The 17,583-nt window shown below is 70.8% G+C and carries 19 protein-coding genes and 1 pseudogene; 6 read left to right on the top strand and 14 right to left on the bottom strand.

The annotated features are described in order from the left end of the window. Positions 1-8: 8 nt before the first annotated feature. Both ACFY01_RS17995 and ACFY01_RS17990 read right to left on the bottom strand, forming a co-directional pair. Positions 9-1,382 (bottom strand): ricin-type beta-trefoil lectin domain protein, encoded by a 1,374-nt coding sequence (locus ACFY01_RS17995; protein WP_390736662.1) that lies wholly within the window; start codon positions 1,380-1,382, stop codon positions 9-11. Between the two features lie 189 nt (positions 1,383-1,571). Further along, entirely contained in the window at positions 1,572-2,549 is a 978-nt protein-coding gene (locus tag ACFY01_RS17990; RefSeq protein WP_390736661.1) for a GlxA family transcriptional regulator, read from the bottom strand. 253 nt (positions 2,550-2,802) lie between these two features. Here ACFY01_RS17990 and ACFY01_RS17985 point away from each other — a divergent pair, with 253 nt between their 5' ends. Beyond that, the gene (locus ACFY01_RS17985) at positions 2,803-3,669 is read left to right on the top strand and encodes an alpha/beta fold hydrolase (RefSeq protein WP_390736660.1); all 867 of its coding nucleotides are present in this window, start codon (positions 2,803-2,805) and stop codon (positions 3,667-3,669) included. Here ACFY01_RS17985 and ACFY01_RS17980 read toward each other — a convergent pair. Next, positions 3,605-3,925 carry a GYD domain-containing protein gene (locus tag ACFY01_RS17980; protein WP_390736659.1) on the bottom strand — a complete coding sequence of 107 codons (321 nt, stop codon included), beginning with the start codon at positions 3,923-3,925 and terminating at the stop codon, positions 3,605-3,607. The genes ACFY01_RS17985 and ACFY01_RS17980 overlap by 65 nt on opposite strands. Before the next feature lie 293 nt (positions 3,926-4,218). On the opposite strand from ACFY01_RS17980, the gene ACFY01_RS17975 reads away from it, so the two are divergent. Further along, complete coding sequence (locus tag ACFY01_RS17975) at positions 4,219-4,533, top strand: hypothetical protein (RefSeq protein ID WP_390736658.1); 315 nt, start codon at positions 4,219-4,221, stop codon at positions 4,531-4,533. 68 nt (positions 4,534-4,601) lie between these two features. Here ACFY01_RS17975 and ACFY01_RS17970 read toward each other — a convergent pair. Together ACFY01_RS17970 and ACFY01_RS17965 are read right to left on the bottom strand one after the other, a co-directional pair. After that, positions 4,602-5,348: pseudogene (locus ACFY01_RS17970) on the bottom strand (SAM-dependent methyltransferase). Positions 5,349-5,453: 105 nt separating this feature from the next. Next, complete coding sequence (locus ACFY01_RS17965) at positions 5,454-6,011, bottom strand: TetR/AcrR family transcriptional regulator (RefSeq protein WP_390736657.1); 558 nt, start codon at positions 6,009-6,011, stop codon at positions 5,454-5,456. Positions 6,012-6,106: 95 nt separating this feature from the next. On the opposite strand from ACFY01_RS17965, the gene ACFY01_RS17960 reads away from it, so the two are divergent. After that, on the top strand, positions 6,107-7,264 hold the full coding sequence (locus tag ACFY01_RS17960) for an FAD-dependent monooxygenase (RefSeq protein ID WP_390736656.1): 1,158 nt from the start codon (positions 6,107-6,109) through the stop codon (positions 7,262-7,264). A 2-nt stretch (positions 7,265-7,266) separates the two neighbouring features. Here the strand turns inward: ACFY01_RS17960 and ACFY01_RS17955 are convergent, their stop codons facing one another. The 3 genes from ACFY01_RS17955 to ACFY01_RS17945 all read right to left on the bottom strand — a co-directional run bounded on the left by ACFY01_RS17955 (position 7,267) and on the right by ACFY01_RS17945 (position 8,847). Further along, a complete protein-coding gene (locus ACFY01_RS17955) occupies positions 7,267-7,503 on the bottom strand; it encodes a hypothetical protein (protein WP_390736655.1) in 237 nt (78 codons plus the stop codon). After that, entirely contained in the window at positions 7,500-8,135 is a 636-nt protein-coding gene (locus ACFY01_RS17950; RefSeq protein ID WP_390736654.1) for an AAA family ATPase, read from the bottom strand. The genes ACFY01_RS17955 and ACFY01_RS17950 overlap by 4 nt, the downstream gene beginning before the upstream one ends. A gap of 97 nt (positions 8,136-8,232) precedes the next feature. Continuing rightward, positions 8,233-8,847 carry a TetR/AcrR family transcriptional regulator gene (locus ACFY01_RS17945; RefSeq protein WP_390736653.1) on the bottom strand — a complete coding sequence of 205 codons (615 nt, stop codon included), beginning with the start codon at positions 8,845-8,847 and terminating at the stop codon, positions 8,233-8,235. A 93-nt stretch (positions 8,848-8,940) separates the two neighbouring features. Between ACFY01_RS17945 and ACFY01_RS17940 the strand changes: the two genes are divergently transcribed. After that, on the top strand, positions 8,941-9,732 hold the full coding sequence (locus ACFY01_RS17940; protein WP_390736652.1) for an SDR family NAD(P)-dependent oxidoreductase: 792 nt from the start codon (positions 8,941-8,943) through the stop codon (positions 9,730-9,732). A gap of 88 nt (positions 9,733-9,820) precedes the next feature. Beyond that, the gene (locus ACFY01_RS17935; protein WP_390736651.1) at positions 9,821-10,288 is read left to right on the top strand and encodes a MarR family winged helix-turn-helix transcriptional regulator; all 468 of its coding nucleotides are present in this window, start codon (positions 9,821-9,823) and stop codon (positions 10,286-10,288) included. Between the two features lie 11 nt (positions 10,289-10,299). On the opposite strand, the gene ACFY01_RS17930 is transcribed toward ACFY01_RS17935, so the two are convergent. Beyond that, positions 10,300-10,788, bottom strand: coding sequence for a carboxymuconolactone decarboxylase family protein (locus tag ACFY01_RS17930; protein WP_390736650.1), 489 nt, complete (start codon positions 10,786-10,788; stop codon positions 10,300-10,302). Between the two features lie 120 nt (positions 10,789-10,908). Between ACFY01_RS17930 and ACFY01_RS17925 the strand changes: the two genes are divergently transcribed. Further along, on the top strand, positions 10,909-11,892 hold the full coding sequence (locus tag ACFY01_RS17925) for a pirin family protein (RefSeq protein ID WP_390736649.1): 984 nt from the start codon (positions 10,909-10,911) through the stop codon (positions 11,890-11,892). Between the two features lie 66 nt (positions 11,893-11,958). Here ACFY01_RS17925 and ACFY01_RS17920 read toward each other — a convergent pair whose 3' ends face one another. Genes ACFY01_RS17920 through ACFY01_RS17900 form a run of 5 tightly spaced genes read right to left on the bottom strand, consistent with a single transcriptional unit; the run spans position 11,959 to position 17,583 of the window. Next, positions 11,959-13,392 carry an aminobutyraldehyde dehydrogenase gene (locus tag ACFY01_RS17920; RefSeq protein WP_390736648.1) on the bottom strand — a complete coding sequence of 478 codons (1,434 nt, stop codon included), beginning with the start codon at positions 13,390-13,392 and terminating at the stop codon, positions 11,959-11,961. Beyond that, on the bottom strand, positions 13,385-14,716 hold the full coding sequence (locus ACFY01_RS17915; RefSeq protein WP_390736647.1) for a flavin monoamine oxidase family protein: 1,332 nt from the start codon (positions 14,714-14,716) through the stop codon (positions 13,385-13,387). Before ACFY01_RS17915 ends, ACFY01_RS17920 begins: the two co-directional genes overlap by 8 nt. 16 nt (positions 14,717-14,732) lie before the next feature. Further along, positions 14,733-15,812, bottom strand: coding sequence for an ABC transporter ATP-binding protein (locus ACFY01_RS17910; RefSeq protein ID WP_390736646.1), 1,080 nt, complete (start codon positions 15,810-15,812; stop codon positions 14,733-14,735). A 5-nt stretch (positions 15,813-15,817) separates the two neighbouring features. After that, on the bottom strand, positions 15,818-16,693 hold the full coding sequence (locus ACFY01_RS17905) for an ABC transporter permease (RefSeq protein WP_390736645.1): 876 nt from the start codon (positions 16,691-16,693) through the stop codon (positions 15,818-15,820). Then, positions 16,690-17,583 carry an ABC transporter permease gene (locus tag ACFY01_RS17900; protein ID WP_390736644.1) on the bottom strand — a complete coding sequence of 298 codons (894 nt, stop codon included), beginning with the start codon at positions 17,581-17,583 and terminating at the stop codon, positions 16,690-16,692. Before ACFY01_RS17900 ends, ACFY01_RS17905 begins: the two co-directional genes overlap by 4 nt.

Genomic DNA, 17,583 nt, shown 5'->3' with positions numbered 1-17,583 from the left:
GCCGGCCGTCAGCCGGTGTAGCCGGCGAAGGTGCGGGTGTAGTCCCAGTTGGACTGGCTGACGCCGGAGCAGCTGTCCGCCGAACCGCCGGTACAGGGGCGGTCGCGGTTGGCGGACCAGAAGGTCAGCCGGGCCAGGTGGTGCTGCTGGGCGTAGGCGAGGATGGTGCGGAAGTCGGCCACCGTGACGGTCTCGTTGTTGTCGGTGATGCCGTTCATCGACGAGATGCCCATGTCCCGGTAGGCCTGGTCGTCGCTGTAGCCGTAGGCGTTCTTCAGCGCCGTCTTGAGACCCTCGGCGGCCTGCACGGTGAGGTTGCCCATGTTCTGGCCGGCGCCGCCGAAGTCGAACGGCATGATGGCCCAGGCGTCGACGGTGAGGCCGGAGGAATGGGCACGGTTGATGAGGCTGGTGTCCGGCCCGCTCTGCCCGGTGCCGATGGTGATGTACACCTTCAGACCGGGGTTGTCGGCCTTCACGGTCTTCAGCGCGTCCACGGTGCGCTGCTGCACGGTGGCGTTGCTGTAGGCGTCGGCCTCGAGGTCGATGTCGATGGCCTTGAGACCGCCGTAGGCGTTGATGACCTTCTGGTACGCCGCCGCCAGCTCGCTCGCGCTCGAGCAGGAGCTCTCCAGCTTGTTGCCGCTGTAGCCGCCGAACGACGGGATGATGTCACCGCCGTTCGCCCGCACGGTGTTGACGGTCTGCTGGTCCGCGCCGCCGGTCAGCGCACGGCTGCCGTCCCACTGCGGGTTGCAGTAGCCGTTGCTGAGCACGAAGGCCAGCGTGAACCACTTCACGCCGGTGGCGTTGCTGATCGTGGTGGGGCTGGGCGGATCGCCCCAGCCGTTGTAGAGGTACGGCGCCACCGCCATCGGTGCGGACGGGGTGGGGGTGCCGCCCGACGCGGGCGCGGTCCACTTCTGGTTGGCACCGCCGCTACAGCTCCAGATCTGTATCCGGGTGGCGTTGGCGGAGCTGTTGCCCGTGACGTCCATGCACTTATCGGCCTGCGGGTTGACGATGTCCTGCGCGGTGGTCACGGTCCACTTCTGGTTGGCGCCGCCGGAGCAGGTCCACAGCTGGAGCTTGGCACCGTCGGCCGTCGAATTGCCGGTGACGTCGAGGCACTTGCCGAGGGCCCGGATGGTGCGGTCGGTGCCGATCGTCCACTGCTGGGCGGCGGTGCCGTTGCAGTCGTAGAGCTGGACGGCCGTACCGTCGGCGGAGTTGGCCCCGGCGACGTCGAGGCACTTGCCTGCGAGACCGGTGATCGTACCGGTGGCGGCCTCGGCCGGGGACGCGGTGAGCACGCCTGTGGACAGGGTGAGAGCGGTGACCGCCAGGACGGCGGATGCGGAAAGAGGCCTTGGTCTGGCCATGGTGGGGGGCGGCCTTTCGTGGGGGTGGACGCTCGGCAACGCTTTCGCCTTGCGAACGGTCGAGCGCGCACGGGGGGAAGTGGTCGCCCGGAGAAACTAAAGGTACGGACCACTTTCGTCAAGCTGTGAAGTAAGAGTTGATGTAAGGGAGTTGGACGGTGCGGGTTCCGTGGGGCCTGGGCCCGCCGTTCACGAACGCCGCGGCGGTGACGCGGGAGCGATGGGTGCGCCGCGCTGGAAGGTTCGACGGTAGGCGGTGGGTGTGGTGCCGCAGGCGTCGCGGAACCGGGCGCGGAGGTTGGTGCTGGTGCCGAGGCCGCTCTGGGTGGAGATCTGTTCGATGCCGAGGTCGGTGACTTCCAGGAGCTCGCGGGCGTGGTTGACGCGGGCGGTGAGCAGCCACTGGTGGGGGGTGGTGCCGGTTTCCTGCCGCCACATCCGGACCAGGGTGCGGGTGGAGACACGTGCGTGCCCGGCGAGAACGTCCAGGGTGAGGGATTCGTCGAGGTGGCGCAGGGCCCACTCGCGGGTCTCAGCGAGGGTGTGAGCGGTGGGCTCCGGCAGGGCCTGGGCGATGTACTGGGCCTGGCCGCCGTCCCGGTGTGGCGCGGCGACCAGCTCACGGGCGATCTCGTTGGCGACGGCGGCACCGAGGTCCTTGCGGACGATGTGGAGACACAGGTCGATGCCGGCGGTCACGCCCGCGGAGGTCAGCAGGGGATCGTCGTCGATGTAGAGCACGTCGCGGTCCACCCGAAGCCGCGGGTGGAGCCTTTCGAGATCGTCGGCGCTGGCCCAGTGCGTGGTCACCGTACGGCCGTCGAGCAGCCCGGCCGCGGCGAGTGCGAAGGCGCCGGTGCAGATGGACGCGATGCGGGTGCCTCGGCCGGCGGCGAGTTTCAGGGCCGCCGTGACCTCGGGCGCCGGTGGCCGCTGGTAGTCCCAGTAGCCGGGGACGATGATCGTGTCGGCCCGGGCCAGGGCCGGCAGCCCGGCGGTGACCCCGACCGTGAAGCCGGTGCTGGTGGTCACGCCGCCACGGCCTTCACCGCACACCGTGAGTTCGTACGGAGTGTTGGGCCGCGCGTCGAAGATCTGGGTGGGGATGCCGAGATCGATGGGGAGTACGCGGGGCAGCGCCAGGACCGCGACACGATGAGGTGCCATGGCACCAATGCTACGACCGTAACTTTCCTGACACCGATGACGGCCGGCAGCGCAGAAGTACGGGTCAGCCCGCGGTGCGCCTCTTGAGCCTGTCCCGAAAGTTGCGAACCATGGCAAGCGAGCCTGTGGTCGATCAAGAGAAGCCGGACGACGATCGAGCCACGAGCAGCCCGGCCCGACCGCCGGGACTCGCGTCGGCAGCGGCCGCGGCAGAGCGGATCCGCACCGGCCCGGACAAGGACACCTGACAGTCGTGACCACACACACGCCCACCGGCCGGTACTTCGCCGTGAAGGACGGACGGCTCTACGGCCACGTCCGCGAAGGCGACGGCCCGGCCCTGGTCTTCCTCCACTACTGGGGTGGCTCCCACCGCACCTGGCGGCCGGTCCTCCAGCGTCTCGGCGCCGCGCAGGCGTTCGTCTCGTACGACCACCGCGGCTGGGGCGACTCCACCGAGGTGCCCGGCCCGTACGGCATCGAGCAGCTCGCCGACGACGCCGAGCGCGTCATCGACGAGCTCGGCTACGGCGAGTACGTCCTGGTGGGCCACTCGATGGGCGGAAAGGCGGCCCAGGTACTCGCCTCCCGCCGCCCCGCCGGGCTGCAGGGCGTGGTGCTCGTCGCCCCCGCCCCGCCGGCTCCGGTCGGTGTGACCCCCGAGTTCCAGGAGATGCTGGCACACGCCTACGACACCGAAGAGACCATCAACCGCAGCATCGATCTGGCACTGACCAACGGCGGGCTGTCCGCCGAGGCCCGCCGGCAGGTTCACGAGGACAGCTCCCGGGCGGGCGAGGCGGCCCGTACGGCGTGGCCGCGGCAGGCCCTGGTCGAGGACTTCGCGGACAGGGTCGGCGCGATCGACGTTCCCGTACTCGTGCTGGCCGGCAGCGAGGACAAGGTGGACCCGCCGCGGATCCTGCGCGAACACCTGCTTCCCCTGATCCCCACCGCCACCCTCACCGAACTCGGCGGCACCGGCCACCTGTCGCCACTGGAGGTGCCCGACCAGGTCGCCTCTCACATCACCGCGTTCGTCGCCCGCCTCGGGTCTACGCGCCGGGGGCGCGGAAGCCGACCTGCCGACGGGCGGCCTCGTCGAGCTCGTCGAGGGTGAGGAGGGGCGTGGCCCGGGTGCTGAGGCCGCCGCTGGCCTTGACGGTGAGACTGACGGCGGCCATGGAGACCGGGTCGGGGAAGTCGACGATGAGCACGATGTCGTCCGCCCCGAAGGCGAAGTACATGGCCTCCACCGTCCCGCCCAGACCGGTGACGACCTGGTCGACGGCGGCGCGGCGGCCACTCCCTCCTTCCTTGAGCAGCCCCTTCGTGCCCTCGGGCGTGTAGGTGGCCTGGATGAGGAACTTCGGCATGGCGGCACTCCCTGCCCGTCTCTGGTCCGGTACGCAGAATGCCCTTCCCGCTGTCGCGCCGGCCGCCCCTCGCCGGACGGCTGGATTCACCCGTTGGAAGCCACAGCTCTTCGTGCCGCAAAGTCGGCGTCAGCTGTCGGAACGGCAATCCGAAAAGGCGCCGCTCACGTACAGGAAGTAGGGCCGCAAGCTGGGGGCACGCCCTCGGACGGCTGGTTCCCGGCGCCGCGGCCATCCATCTCGTGCCGCTGAGAGTCGCGCGAGACGACGATGGAAGGAAGGGTGCATTCATCATGCGAGCACAACGCGCGAGGCGTCTCGCCGCGGCTTCCGCGGCCGGCATGCTGATGGCCGGCGGTGCCGTGATCACCACAGCGGGAACGGCCGCGGCGGCAGCCCCCGCCGTGCACACCCGGGCGACCACCGACGGGTGCTTCGACAACAACGACGGGCGCTGCTTCGACCACGGCGGGTTCGGGTTCCACCACGGTGGGTTCGACCACGGTGGATTCGGCTTCGGCCACCGCGGATTCTGCTTCTTCCACCCGGGGTTCTGCTTCGACCATCGCTTCGGCAACGGAGGCGTCGTGATCGTCGTGGTCAGGTAGCGGTCGGGAGCGGTCGGGGAGCGCGTCCGTCTCGGCCGCGCTCCCTGGTCGTGCTCGGCGTCCGTCGCCTACGGCTTGCGGGCGAGTCCGCCGTGCTCGGCGATGACCTGCGGGGTGGGCGAACCGGGCTCCGGACGCCACTGCGTGACCGAGACGACGCCGGGTTCGACGAGCTCCAAGCCGTCGAAGAACGAGGTGATCACGTCGACGGGACGCAGGTTGTACGGGACGGCTCCGCTGCTGTTGCAGGACTCCTGGGCCTGCTCGAAGACCGGGTCGATGTGGAGCGGGCCTGACCGTAGTCGGCGACGTGGCCCAGGATGTTGCTGAGGATGAGCGCGACGGGCCGGCTGAAGTCCAGCGTCTCGGCGGCCGCCGCGAGGATGCGGTCCGGGTCCGTCACGTCGGCATCGATGTAGGCGGTCGCGCCCTCATGTGAGGAGTGGAGCAGGGCGCGGGCGTGGGTCAGCACCATCGGGTCGTTGTCGACGTAGACGATCCGTGCCTCGGGGCGAGCCGCTGGGCGACCTCATGGGTGTTCTCCGCGGTCGGCAGGCCCGTGCCGATGTCCAGGAACTGCCGGAGGCCCGCCTCGGAGACGAGGTACGCGATGTTGCGGCGCAGGAAGGCACGGCTGCTGCGGGCCATGGTGACGACACCGGGGAAGACGGCGGTGTACGCGTCGCCGGCCTGCTCGTCGACGGGGCAGTTGTCCTTGCCGCCGAGCCAGTGGTTCCAGATGCGCGCGGAATGCGGCACCGACGTGTCGATCTTCTGGTGCGTCGCGATCCGGGCGTTGTCGCGGGGTCGGTCATGAGTCCTGTCCGTCTTTCAGCGACCACCCGAGGCCCAACCTGTGTCCGAACGCCCGCCTCACGTCGCGCTGTTCGGCATTCCGTGGCGTGCCCGCCACGCCCGGGTCATCGCAATGCCGCCGCCACCACTTGCTGGATCTCCTGGTCCGAGACGGTTCCGCCGCCCACCAGGCGGTCGAAGACCAGACCGTCCACGCAGATCAGCAACGTGACGGTGCGTTCCTCCGCGTCCGTGACGCCCTGGGCGGCGAGGAAGTCGCACACGACTTGCCGTGCGGCGTTCTCCCGCGGCTCGAGGATCTCCCTCAGTTCCGGGTGGTGGACGCTCTCGATGGCGCAGGCGTAACGCGCGAGGGAGCGGCGCCGCCCGTCACCGGTGAGTCGTCGCTCGACGAAGGCGGCTATCCCGGACGCCAGTTCCTCGGCGTTCCGCGGCACCGGGGTCCGCTCGCCGATGTTCTGGAGTTCTGCCTGGTCGAGTGCGACCAGGCGCCGGACCAGCGCGGTGAGCAGTGCGTGCCGGGTGCGGTAGTAGGCGGAGGTGGTGCCGGGGGGCAGGTGGGCCGCGCTGTCCACCGCGCGATGGGTCAGTCCCCGGATCCCGGACTCGGCGAGCACGTCGATGGCCGCGTCGGCGAGGAGAGTGCGTCGGTCGGTGGACATCCCCCCTTTCTACACCTGTAGAGGAACGGAGTACGCCCGGAGTACCCTCCTTCTACACCTGTAGAAAAATCGCCAGGACGCATGGGGGGCCGGATATGGGCGGGAGCGCGGTAGTGGTCGGCGGGGGTATCGGCGGGCTGGCCGCCGCGGCAGGCCTGCGCCGGATCGGCTGGCAGGTGACGGTCGTCGAACGCGCCCCGGTCCTCGCCGACGCGGGCGCGGGTATCTCCCTGCACGCCAACGGCATACGCGCCCTGGACGCCCTCGGCGTCGGCGAGGCGGTACGCGCGGCCGCACGTCCCCAGTACACCGGGGGCACCCGCACCCCCGGCGGCGGCCGGCTGGCCCGGATGGACGGGGCCAGGCTGGAGCGCGAGCTGGGAACGCCGATCGTCGGCATCCCCCGGTCCGAGCTGCACCGGCTGCTGCGCGCGACACTGCCCTGCGAGTGCCTGCTCGTCGGAGCAGAGGTGGCCGCCACCGACCGCAGCGATCCCGCCCGCGTACGCGTGACACTCAAGGACGGTGCCCTGGACGCGGATCTGGTCGTGGCCGCCGACGGCGTGGGCAGCCGCCTGCGCGCCCAGCTGTTCCCCGGCCACCCCGGTCCCGTCTACAGCGGTTCGACCGTCCTGCGCGCCATCACCGAGCACCCCGTGGAGCTGGACACGGACTTCGAACTGACCTGGGGGAGGGGCACGGAGTTCGGGCACATCGCTTTCACCGACAACCGGGCGGAGTGGCACGCGGTACTCAACTCCCCGCCCGGGGTGCGACATGCGAACCCGCTCGCCGTGCTGCGCCGCCGCTTCGCCGCCTGGCACCATCCGATCCCCGCCCTGCTGGAGGCGACCCGGCCCGACGCCGTTCTGCACCACGACATCCACGAACTGGCAACGCCTCTGCCCTCGTTCACCGCGGGCCGGATCGCCCTGCTCGGTGACGCGGCCCATGCCATGACCCCGAACCTCGGCCAAGGCGCCTGCCAGGCCCTGGAGGACGCCGCGGTCCTCGCCGCCGCACTCACTGCCGAACCCACCGTCGAATCAGCACTGATCCGGTACGACACCGAACGCCGCCCACGCAGCCAAGCCGTCGCACGCGCGGCCCGCCAGGCCGGCCGCATGGGCCAGCAACTGAGCAACCCCCTGGCCGTCGCCGTGCGCGACACCGCGCTCCGCCTGGCCCCGTCCGGCGTGACCGTCCGCACCATCCTGCGGCACGCGGACTGGACCCCGCCGAGCCTGAGCTGACGTCATGTGCGCGACCCGTACCAACTCGTCAGGGGCCGCAGTACAGCGGTCCCTGCCTGGAGGAGCGCGGAAACCGGTGGAGCCACCCAGTCGGTGAGGCTGCTCTGCAAGGCGGGGTCGAGCTCGATGGTCACCCGGACGTACCGGGTGTGCAGCCGGGTGACCTTGGTCTGGCGGGATGCGGTGCCCTGCGGTTCGCGCCGCAGTGCCGCCCGGTAGGTGTCCTTGCGCTGGTTCACGCCTTGTCCTGACGGTTGATGAGCTCGTCCGCGAGGTCCATGTAGGCCGAGCCTTTGACGTGGATCGGGCCGCCGAACGACTGGGCGTACAGGTCGAGTCGCGGAATGTGGGTGGACAGCACGTCGAAGCCGCGCTCGGCAAGAGCTTCGCGGGCGTCGGCGTCGGGACCGGTGCGTGTGGCGTCCGGGCGGTTCGTACGGTTCAGCAGGACGGCGGCGCGGGCCGGTTGGGCGCGCAACGACTGCATGTCGCCCATCTCGCCGCCGATGGGTGCCATGCGATCCAGTTCGATGGGGGCCGGCGTCACCGGCACGATCCACTCGCTCGCATATCTCATGATGCTCCGTGCGATGTGGGCGTGGTCCTCCAGTTGCGGGGCGTCGAACACCACCGCCTGCCGGTTGCCGAGGAAGTCGTTCACCCTCCGGTGCACGTCACCCACGGGAAGGGCGACCACAGGGAAGGGGAAACCGCCCGCCAGTTCGCTCCAGCGCAGCGCGGACGAAGCGGGGTCACTGTCCACCAACAGCGGTGGGTGGCCCGACTCGTGAAGAGCGTGAGCCAGCCAGACCGCGCTGGTCGTCTTTCCCACTCCGGGTTTCAGGTTCACAAAGGCGTAGCTGAGCAGCACGAGAGCCGACGGTAGCGGCCCCGAGTGGCCGACCGCCGTTGACGCGTCACACGGCTTGCTCGTTCACCCTGTGGCGCCGGCGACCCATTCGAATGGGCTAGCGTCCGGCTGTTGTACCGGGCGACTGGTCCCCGGCGCGTCCTGCCAGCAGAAGAAGGGCGTCGACCAGATCGTCCGCCGGGCTGCCGGTCGCCAGGCGGCGCAGTTGCAGACCCATCACCACGGCGACGGTGGTCGCCGCCAGGCGTTCCGCGTCCAGAACGCCCAGTGCGGTGAGGATCTGGGCGGCCAGCCGGTCGTAAGCCTCGAACGCCTGGGCTGCAGCCTCGCGCAGGCGCGGGTCGCGTCCGGCGTGCAGGTACAGCTCGAAGGGCGCGAGGTGTGCGCTGTCGAGGGCCGAGCCGCAGGCCACTTGGCCGGCCAGCGACGCCGCGTCCTCGATGTCCAGGCCCTCGGTCTGGCACTGGTCCGCCAGCTCGGTGAAGTACCGGGCTTCCTCGCGCACGAACTGAAGCAGGCTCTCCCGCAGCAGATCGTGCTGGGTTTCGAAGTGGTAGGTGACGGAGCCGAGCGACACACCGGCCTCCTTGGCGATCCTCCTGTTGGTGAGTGCCGCGATCCCACTCTCGCCGATGATCCGCAGGACGGCGGTGATGATGCGCTGACGAGTCGGGGCGGGGGCGGAGGGGGCGGTGGAGGCGGCCTTGGACATGCCGGTCATTGTTCCACTGGAGGAGTACCCGGCCTGGGCAGGGGCGTCGAGAGCGGTTATTGTTCGTTCGAACGAACAGACCGGAGGTTAGTCGTGCACATTGCTGGGGCCACGGTTCTGCTCACCGGAGTCACGGGCGGTATCGGCGGGGCGCTCGCCGCCGAACTGTCGGCCCGGGGCGCGGAGCTCATTCTCACCGGCCGGCGTCGTGAGGCGCTGGACCCGCTCGCCGGACGTTATGGCGCCCGGACGATCCTCGCCGATCTCGCCGACCCGGAGGACGTGCGGCGCCTCGCCGCGGAAGCCGCCGGCACGCAGATCCTCATCGCCAACGCGGCCCTGCCCTCCAGCGGCGATGTACTGGACTACACGCCGGACCAGATCGACCGGGCGTTCGCGGTGAACCTGCGCGCGCCCGCTGTGCTCGCGCGTCTGCTCGCCCGGGACATGGTGGAGGCGGGGCGCGGGCACATCTGCTTCGTCGGGTCGCTGTCGGGCATGGCGGCCACCAAGTCGTCGTCGATGTACACCGCGACGAAGTTCGGCCTGCGGGGTTTCTCCCTGTCCTTCCGCCAGGACCTGCACGGCACGGGCGTGGGCGTCTCGATCGTCCAGCCCGGTTTCGTGCGTGACCTGGGCATGTTCGCGAACACCGGGTCACCGACGCCTGGGGGCGTGCGTACCGTTTCGCCGGAGCGGGTCGTCAGGGGAGTGGTCCGGGCGGTCGAACGCGATGTCGCCGAGATCAACGTCGCCCCGCTGGAGCTGAAGTTCCTCACCAAGGTCGCGTCGCAGTTCCCGGGGTTCTCGGAACGGGTGCAGCGGTGGGTGGGTGCGGAGCGGACCATGGACACGATCGTGGCGGCGCAGCGGCCCAGTCGCTGAGCCGGGGCACCCGGCCCCGCGCCCAAGGACTTCGACACATGGCGGGCGCCAGCTCGGTGATCTGTCAACTACGTCTAGACTTTCTCGCATGGACGCGACGGTGCAGTGGTTGACGCCGGAGGAGCAGCGCGCGTGGCGGGGCTTCGTCCGGCTGCACGACAAGCTCGTAGGCCGTCTGTCGCGCATGCTGCAAACCGAGTCGAACATGTCGGCCGCGGACTTCGCGGTGCTGGTCCATCTGACCGATGTGCCCGAGGGACGGCAGCGGTTCGTGGACCTCGCCCAGTCGTTGGAATGGGAGAAGAGCCGGATGTCCCATCACATCGCCCGAATGTCCAAGCGCGGTCTGGTCGCGCGGGAGGAGTGCCCCGAGGACGGGCGCGGCGCGTTCGTGGTGATCACGGAGGCGGGGCGGGCGGCGATCGATGCCGCCGCCCCGCGCCATGTCGAGGCGGTGCGCGAGCTGTTCCTCGACCATGTCACGCCCGCGGAACTGCGGGTGCTGGCCGAGCTGTCCGAGCGTGTGGCGCGCAAGATGGACGAGGAACGGACCTGACCGGGTGGCGCCTACTCCGCGCGGGGTGCCGGTACCGGATGCTTGCTCAGGATGGACACCCGGTTGAAGGCGTTGATGGTGATCGCCACCCAGATCGCGGCGGAGACCTGGTCGTCGGTGAGCACCTGCCGGGCGGCTTCGTAGGCGGACGCCTGTGCGTCGGCGTCCGCCGGATCGGTCGTCACCTCGGCCAGGGCGAGCGCCGCGCGCTCGGAGTCGGTGAACAGGCCGGTGTCCCGCCAGGCCGCCAGCACTCCCAGTCTCTGTGGTGACTCGCCCGCGCGCAGGGCGGCCCTGGTGTGGATGTCCAGACAGTAGGCGCAGCCGTTCATCTGGGACACCCGAAGGTTGATCAGTTCCACGGTGGTTCGGTCGAACCCGGCCTCGGCCGCCACCGTCCGCACCGCCTCCGCGGTCTGAAGGAGTGCGTGGAAGGCCTTGGGGCTCTGTTTGTCGACGAAGATCCTGCGCAGTGCGGATCCGGTGGTGCTGTTGCTCAATCCGGGCCTCCTTCGCGACCGCCCAGGCCGGCCCGCACACGGATCGGTGCGGTGGTCGTCGGTCTGCGCCCATGGCATGATAGTTGATGTGACAACTAGATCGTGCGAGGGGTGGCTGCGATGAGCAACGTGGAAACCGAACCCGCGGCAATCAGGTGCGGTACGCCGGCCGACGGCGGGCGGCCGGCCGCAGCGCCTCGGGTCGACGTGCTGTCGGCGCGGGAGGTGCCCCTGGGCGGCCCCCGTGCGATGCGCGTACGGCGGACGCTGCCGCAGCGGGCCCGCACACTGATCGGCGCCTGGTGCTTCGCGGACCACTACGGCCCCGACGACATCACCGCGACCGGGGGCATGGACGTCCCCCCGCACCCGCACACCGGCCTGCAAACCGTGAGCTGGCTGTTCAGCGGTGAGATCGAGCACCGCGACAGTCTCGGCACCCACGCCTTGATCCGGCCCGGCGAGATGAATCTCATGACCGGCGGCCGCGGCATCTGCCACTCCGAGGTCTCCACCCCGCGCACCACCGTCCTCCACGGCGTCCAGCTGTGGGTGGCGCTGCCCGAGGAGCACCGCGACGCCGAGCGGGACTTCCAGCACCACGTGCCCGAGCCCGTGCGGATCGACGGGGCGGAGATCAGGGTCTTCCTGGGCTCGCTCGCCGGACGCACCTCCCCGGTACGGACCTTCACGCCCCTGCTCGGCGCCGAGATCACCCTCGAACCACGTGCGGTGATCACCCTCGCCGTGGACACCGCCTTCGAGCACGGCCTTCTCGTGGACAGCGGGAGCGTCCGCCTGGCCGACGCCGCGCTGAGCCCGGCCGAACTCGGCTACGTCCCCTGCGGCGCCGAAGACCTCACCGTGGAGAACGAGTCGGACGGTCCGGCCCGGGTGATCCTGCTCGGTGGTCCTCCCTTCGAGGAGGCGATCGTCATGTGGTGGAACTTCATCGGACGCGGCCATGAGGACATCGTCCGGGCCCGAGCGGACTGGGAGGCGTCCTCCGACCGTTTCGGCGCGGTCGAAGGCTTCCCGGGCGGCCGTCTGCCCGCACCGGCCCTGCCGAACGCCGTCATCACGCCGCGCGGCAATCCTGTCTGACGGCCGGTCGCCACCGCGGACGGTTGGTTCAGCGGGCCCTTTGCAGGCGGGCCCGCGCGGTGCCCGTCACAGCATCACGTGCTTGACCTGTGTGTAGTCGAGCAGGCCGGTCAGGGACAGGTCGCTGCCGTAGCCGGAGTGGCGTACGCCGCCGTGTGGCATCTCCGACACCGTGGTGCCGTGGGTGTTGACCCAGACGATGCCGGTGTGCAGGGCGCGGCTCGCGCGCATGGCCCGGTCGTGGTCGCGGGTCCACACGCTCGCGGCGAGTCCCTGCGGCACGGCGTTCGCCATGTGGAAGGCCTCGGACTCGTCGGTGAAGGGCTGGACGGTTACGACGGGCCCGAACACCTCGCTGCGTACGATCTCGTCGTCCTGCCGCACTCCGGTGACCACCGTGGCCTGATGGAAGTAGCCGGGACGGTCCAGAGCCCTGCCGCCGGTGACGATCTCGGCATGGTCCGGCAGACGCTCCAACAAACCTCGTACAGAGGCCAGTTGGGCGGCTCCGGCCAGTGGGCCGAAGTCGGCGTGATCGTCGTCGGGGGCTCCGGCCACCTGTCGGGCGGCCCGGTCGGCGAAGGCGTCCAGGAAGGCGTCATGGACCCGCCGGTGGACGAGGATCCTGGTGGCGGCCGTGCAGTCCTGTCCCGCGTTGTAGAACGCCAGCGACGACAACTGCTCGACCGCGTCGCCGAGATCGGCGTCCTCGTGGACCAGCACCGGGGCGTTGCCGCCGAGTTCGAGATGGAGCCGCTTGAGGTCGGCCGCCGCGGCGGCGGCGATCTCCTGTCCGGCGCGGACACTGCCGGTCACGGCGACCAGCCGGACCTGCGGATGGGCGACGAGCAGCCGCCCGGTGCCGCGGTCCCCGCACGCGACGTTGAGTACGCCGGGCGGCAGGTGCTCGGCGGCCAGCCGGGCGAGGAGTGCGGCGGAGGACGGCGTGCTGTCGGACGGTTTCAGGACGACGGTGTTGCCGGCGGCCAGCGCGGGGGCGACCTTCCACACGGCCATCATCAGCGGGTAGTTCCACGGGGTGATCTGGGCGCAGACACCGACCGGCTCACGGCGCAGGACGGAGGTGCGGCCCGGCGTGTACTCGGCTGCCGCGGCCCCCGGCAGGTTCCGGGCGGCTCCGGCGAAGTACCGCAGCACGTCCACGATCGCGGGCAGCTCGTCCGCGAGGAAGAGGGGACGCGGCTTGCCGGTGTCGGCGACCTCCGCGCGCGCCACCTCGTCGGCCTGCCGCTCCAGGGCGTCGGCGATCCGCAGCAGGGCGGTCTGCCGTTCGGCAGGGGTCGTGACGGACCAGCCCTCGAACGCCTCCTGCGCCGCCCGGCAGGCCGCGTCCACGTCCTCGGGACCGGAGAGCGGGGCCGACCCGTGGGGGAGTGCGGTCGTGGGGTCGGTCAGGCGCAGGGTGGCGCCGGAGGCGGCCGGGACGTCCTTGCCGCCGATGTGGTTCAGGACCGTCGTGGGGCGGGCGGTGTCAGCCACGGCGCAGCGCCTCCTCGGCGGCGGCGCGGCCGGTGCGGACGGCGCCTTCCATGTATCCGGCGACCCACTGGTCGGAGCCGCAGACGTAGAACGGCGGTTCGTGCGTGCCGTGCAGGGGGCCGACCGCCGTGACCTCGCCCGGAGGCCACTGGGTGACGTAGCCCTGGGTCCATGGATCGGTGCCCCACAGCCGCAGGTGGCAGGCGGTCGGCCGCAGCGCCTCGGCGCCGAACATGCCGGCGATCTCGGCGAGCAGCTCGGGGGTGCGCAGGTGGGGCGGGGTGCCCAGCAGGACGCCGTACCGCTCGGGCGGGACCAGCGCCGACAGCACGCCCTCGCTCTGCGGCCAGGTGCTGCCCAGCACCCCCTCGGTCTCGGACAGGCCGTTCAGGCCGTCGGCACGCCAGAAGGGACGGTCGTAGACGGCGGCGAACTTCGCGGCCACCGCATGCCGTTGCCGGTGCAGGGAGGCCAGGCGGGCCTCGCTGACACCCGTGACGGCGACCGATCGCAGCGGTCCCACCGGCAGGGCGCTCACCACGGCCCCCGCGGTGACGACCTCGCCGGTGACCAGGCGTACCGTGCACCGGCCGGGGCGTACGTCGACCGCGGCGACGGGCGAGCCGAGGCGGACCCGCGGGCCCAGCTCGCGGCCCATGACCTCGGCGAGCGTGGCCGACCCCGCCGCCGGCCGCAGCCCCTCCCAGTCGTCGTAGTCGTAGTCACCGGTACCAGGCACCGCCGCGCTCTTGCGCAGCGCGGCGAGCAGCGAGATCCGCTCGTACGACCCTCCTGCCAGGCCCAGCTGGCCGACCTCCCACAGCCGGACCACGGCGGGCGTGGCGTGGCGGGAGCGCAGCCAGTCGGCCACGGACAGCCGGTCCAGGGCGTCCGCCTCCGGATGCGACCAGGGGTCGTCGGGGTCGACGGTGGCGGCGAGGTCGCTGAACTCGCGGCCGAGTCGCTCGTGCTGGGCCGCGTCTCCCGGGCCGAACCAGTGCGGTGGATCGCCGGCCGAGAGCCCTTCGGGGGTGGCACGGGTGATCCGGCCGGGCTCGGCGACATAACTGGGCACCAGCTCCAGGCCGAGCTCCTTGGCGAGCTGGAGATAGGCGGTGTGGGCGTGGCCGACGACCTCGCCGCCCAGCTGGACGGTACGGCCGTCGGGGGTCCGGGTCTGTTCGACCCGGCCGCCGACGCGGTCCCGGGCTTCCAGGACGAGCACGTCGGTGCCGGCGGCTGACAGGTCCCGGGCGGCGGCGAGGCCGGCCAGCCCGGCGCCGAGCACGATCACGTCGTGATGCATCGGTTTCGCTTTCGTCATCTCGTCAGGAGGGGGATCAGGCCAGGACCAGGCAGTGTTCGGGCCGCCAGCCGAACTCCACCGTCTCGCCGCCGCTCCAGCGGTCCTCCATGCGTGCGCGGGCCGTGTTCTGCTCCAGCACGGACAGCGTGACGCCGGGGGCGAGTTCGATGAGGTAGGTGGTCGTCGGGCCGCTGTAGACGGTCTCGCGGATCACCCCCGAGAGCTTCGACATGCCCGGTTCGAAGTCGGAAAGCCAGATCTTCTCGGGGCGCACGGAGACGCTGACGGCGGTGCCGTCCGTGATGCCGCCGCGACGGCCGACCGGCAGGGCGGGGCCCGTGTCGAGGGCGACCTCGCCGTCCCGGTAGGTGCCGGTCATCAGGTTGGAGGTGCCCATGAAGGAGGCCACGAACCGGCTGGCGGGGTGCTCGTAGACGTCCTCCGGTGTGCCGCACTGCTCGATGCGGCCCTCGTTCATCACGGCGATCCGGTCGGACATGGTCAGCGCCTCGTCCTGGTCGTGGGTGACGAAGACGAAGGTGATGCCGACCTCGCGCTGGATCTGCTTGAGCTCCACCTGCATCTGCCGGCGCAGCTTCAGGTCGAGGGCGGCCAGCGGCTCGTCCAGGAGCAGCACGGCCGGACGGTTGACGAGCGCGCGGGCCAGTGCGACGCGCTGCCGCTGGCCGCCCGAGAGGGTGCGGGGCTTGCGGTCGGCCAGGCCGGCGAGCTGGACCAGCTCCAGCATCTCGCCGACCCGCTGACGGGTCTCGGACTTGTCGACGCCCTTGCGTCTGAGGCCGAAGGCCACGTTGTCGGCGACGCTGAGGTGGTCGAAGAGGGCGTAGCTCTGGAAGACCGTGTTGACGTTGCGCCGGTTCGGCGGCAGCGCGGTCACGTCCTCGCCGGCGAGCAGCACCGAGCCCTCGGTCGGGTCGCTGAACCCGCCGATCATGCGCAGCGTGGTGGTCTTGCCGCAGCCGGACGGCCCCAGCAGCGAGAAGAAGTGGCCGGCCTCGATGTCGAGGTCGAGGCGGTGGACGGCGTAGGAGTCCTGGAACTGCCTGGAGACACCGTCGAGCCGGACGGCCGGGGTCGCTTCGGTCGCGTCCATGAGGGTCACTCCCCGGAGAGGATGTCGAGGCCGCCGCGGCGGCCGAAGAGGCGCGGGATGAACAGGGCCGCGGCGATCAGGACGATGGAGCCCGCGAGCATGAGCGTGCCGACGGCGTTGATGGTGGGCTGCACGCCGAAGCGGATCGCCGAGTAGATCCGCACCGACAGCGGCTGGGGGTCGACGCCGGTGGTGAAGTAGGCGAGGACGAAGTCGTCGAAGACGAGCGCGAAGATCAGGACGGCGGAGGCGAGCACGGCGGGCAGCAGGGCGGGCAGGGTGACCAGGCGGACCGCCTGCCAGCGGGTGGCGCCGAGGTCCATGGCGGCCTCCTCCACCTCAGGGTTCAGCGCGGCGACCCGGGAGCGCAGGATGACGGTGACGTAGGAGATCGAGAAGGTGATCTCGGCGAGCATCACGGTGCCGGTCGACAGGGCCACGCCCAGTCCCTTGAACAGGAGCATCGACGCGACCCCGGTGACGATCTCCGGGGTGATCAGCGGCACCAGCATGATCAGGCCGGCCAGCGAGCCGAGCCGGGTGCGGCAGCGGACCAGGCCGAGTGCGAGCGCCACCCCGAGGACGACCGAACCGGCCATCGCGACCAGCGAGATCCGCAGGCTGGTGATCAGGGAGGAGATCAGGACGTCGTCGTGGACGAAGGCGCGGTACCAGCGCAGGCTGAACCCGCCGAAGACGGTCAGGGACTTCTCGGAGTTGAAGGAGAACAGGGCGACGACGCCGATCGGCAGGTACAGCAGCGCGAAGAAGACCGCGGTGACGGCGATGAGGAGGCGGGGCCTGCGGTCGGCGCGGCCGCGTCGGGCGCGGGACCGTACGACGGGCCGGGCGGGGGCGGGGGGCTCACGGAGCAGGGTCATCGGCGGGCCTCCGCCTCGTCCTTGCGGGTGCGCCGCAGATAGCCGAACATCCCGATCAGCAGCACCAGCATCAGCAGCATGGTGAGCGCGGAGCCCAGCGGCCAGTTCTGGCCCTGGAAGAACTTGTCCTGGATGAGATTGCCGATCATGATCTGGTCCGGGCCTCCCATGAGCTGTGCGCTGACGAAGTCGCCCATGGCGGGCAGGAAGACCAGGACGAGCCCGGCCGCCGCGCCCTGCCGGGTGGCGGGCAGGGTGACGAAGAAGAAGGTGCGGACGGGGCCGCCGTACAGGTCGCGGCCGGCCTCGATGAGGGAGACGTCCAGCCGTTCCAGGGCGGCGTACAGCGGAATGATCATGAAGACGACGAAGCCGTAGACGAGTCCCGCGACCACGCCGACGCCGGTGTTGAGGATCTTCGTGTCGCCGTCGGCCAGGCCCACCGCGCGCAGGGCGCGCAGCAGGGGTCCGTCGTCGGAGAGGACCACCGACCAGCCGTACATGCGGACCAGGTAGTTGGCGAAGAACGGGACCACGATCGCGGCGATCAGCGCGTGTTTGTACCGTCCGCCGTGCAGGGCGATGGTGTACGCCACCGGATAGGCGATCAGCAGGCAGATCACGCAGGTCAGCAGGGCGTAGCCGAGGGAGCGGAGCATGACCTCGGTGTAGGCCGGGTCGGCGAGGGCGCGCACGCCGGACAGGTCGAAGCCGAAGCGCGGGTTGCCCAGCTCGTCGGTGGTGCCGACGGCGAGGACGGCGACCAGTACCAGGGAGGCGATCAGGAACCCGGTCATCCACAGGGTGCCGGGCAGCATGAACCAGGTCCACATGCGGTCGCCGTCGGCGCCGCGCCGGAGGGTGCGCGAGGAGGGGCGGAGCAGTGCCAT

The sequence above is a fragment of the Streptomyces sp. NPDC001480 genome (assembly GCF_042894725.1).
Lineage (GTDB): Bacteria > Actinomycetota > Actinomycetes > Streptomycetales > Streptomycetaceae > Streptomyces.
This window is presented reverse-complemented; position numbering and strand designations above follow the sequence as displayed.

Bases quoted from the DNA above. Each gene is read 5' to 3' on its own strand.
- ACFY01_RS17980 (WP_390736659.1), bottom strand. From the start codon at position 3,925: ATGCCGAAGTTCCTCATCCAGGCCACCTACACGCCCGAGGGCACGAAG.
- ACFY01_RS17965 (WP_390736657.1), bottom strand. From the start codon at position 6,011: ATGTCCACCGACCGACGCACTCTCCTCGCCGACGCGGCCATCGACGTG.
- ACFY01_RS17960 (WP_390736656.1), top strand. From the start codon at position 6,107: ATGGGCGGGAGCGCGGTAGTGGTCGGCGGGGGTATCGGCGGGCTGGCC.
- ACFY01_RS17925 (WP_390736649.1), top strand. From the start codon at position 10,909: ATGAGCAACGTGGAAACCGAACCCGCGGCAATCAGGTGCGGTACGCCG.
- ACFY01_RS17990 (WP_390736661.1), bottom strand. From the start codon at position 2,549: ATGGCACCTCATCGTGTCGCGGTCCTGGCGCTGCCCCGCGTACTCCCC.
- ACFY01_RS17905 (WP_390736645.1), bottom strand. From the start codon at position 16,693: ATGACCCTGCTCCGTGAGCCCCCCGCCCCCGCCCGGCCCGTCGTACGG.
- ACFY01_RS17975 (WP_390736658.1), top strand. From the start codon at position 4,219: ATGCGAGCACAACGCGCGAGGCGTCTCGCCGCGGCTTCCGCGGCCGGC.
- ACFY01_RS17910 (WP_390736646.1), bottom strand. From the start codon at position 15,812: ATGGACGCGACCGAAGCGACCCCGGCCGTCCGGCTCGACGGTGTCTCC.
- ACFY01_RS17915 (WP_390736647.1), bottom strand. From the start codon at position 14,716: ATGACGAAAGCGAAACCGATGCATCACGACGTGATCGTGCTCGGCGCC.
- ACFY01_RS17945 (WP_390736653.1), bottom strand. From the start codon at position 8,847: ATGTCCAAGGCCGCCTCCACCGCCCCCTCCGCCCCCGCCCCGACTCGT.
- ACFY01_RS17935 (WP_390736651.1), top strand. From the start codon at position 9,821: ATGGACGCGACGGTGCAGTGGTTGACGCCGGAGGAGCAGCGCGCGTGG.
- ACFY01_RS17995 (WP_390736662.1), bottom strand. From the start codon at position 1,382: ATGGCCAGACCAAGGCCTCTTTCCGCATCCGCCGTCCTGGCGGTCACC.
- ACFY01_RS17900 (WP_390736644.1), bottom strand. From the start codon at position 17,583: ATGGCACTGCTCCGCCCCTCCTCGCGCACCCTCCGGCGCGGCGCCGAC.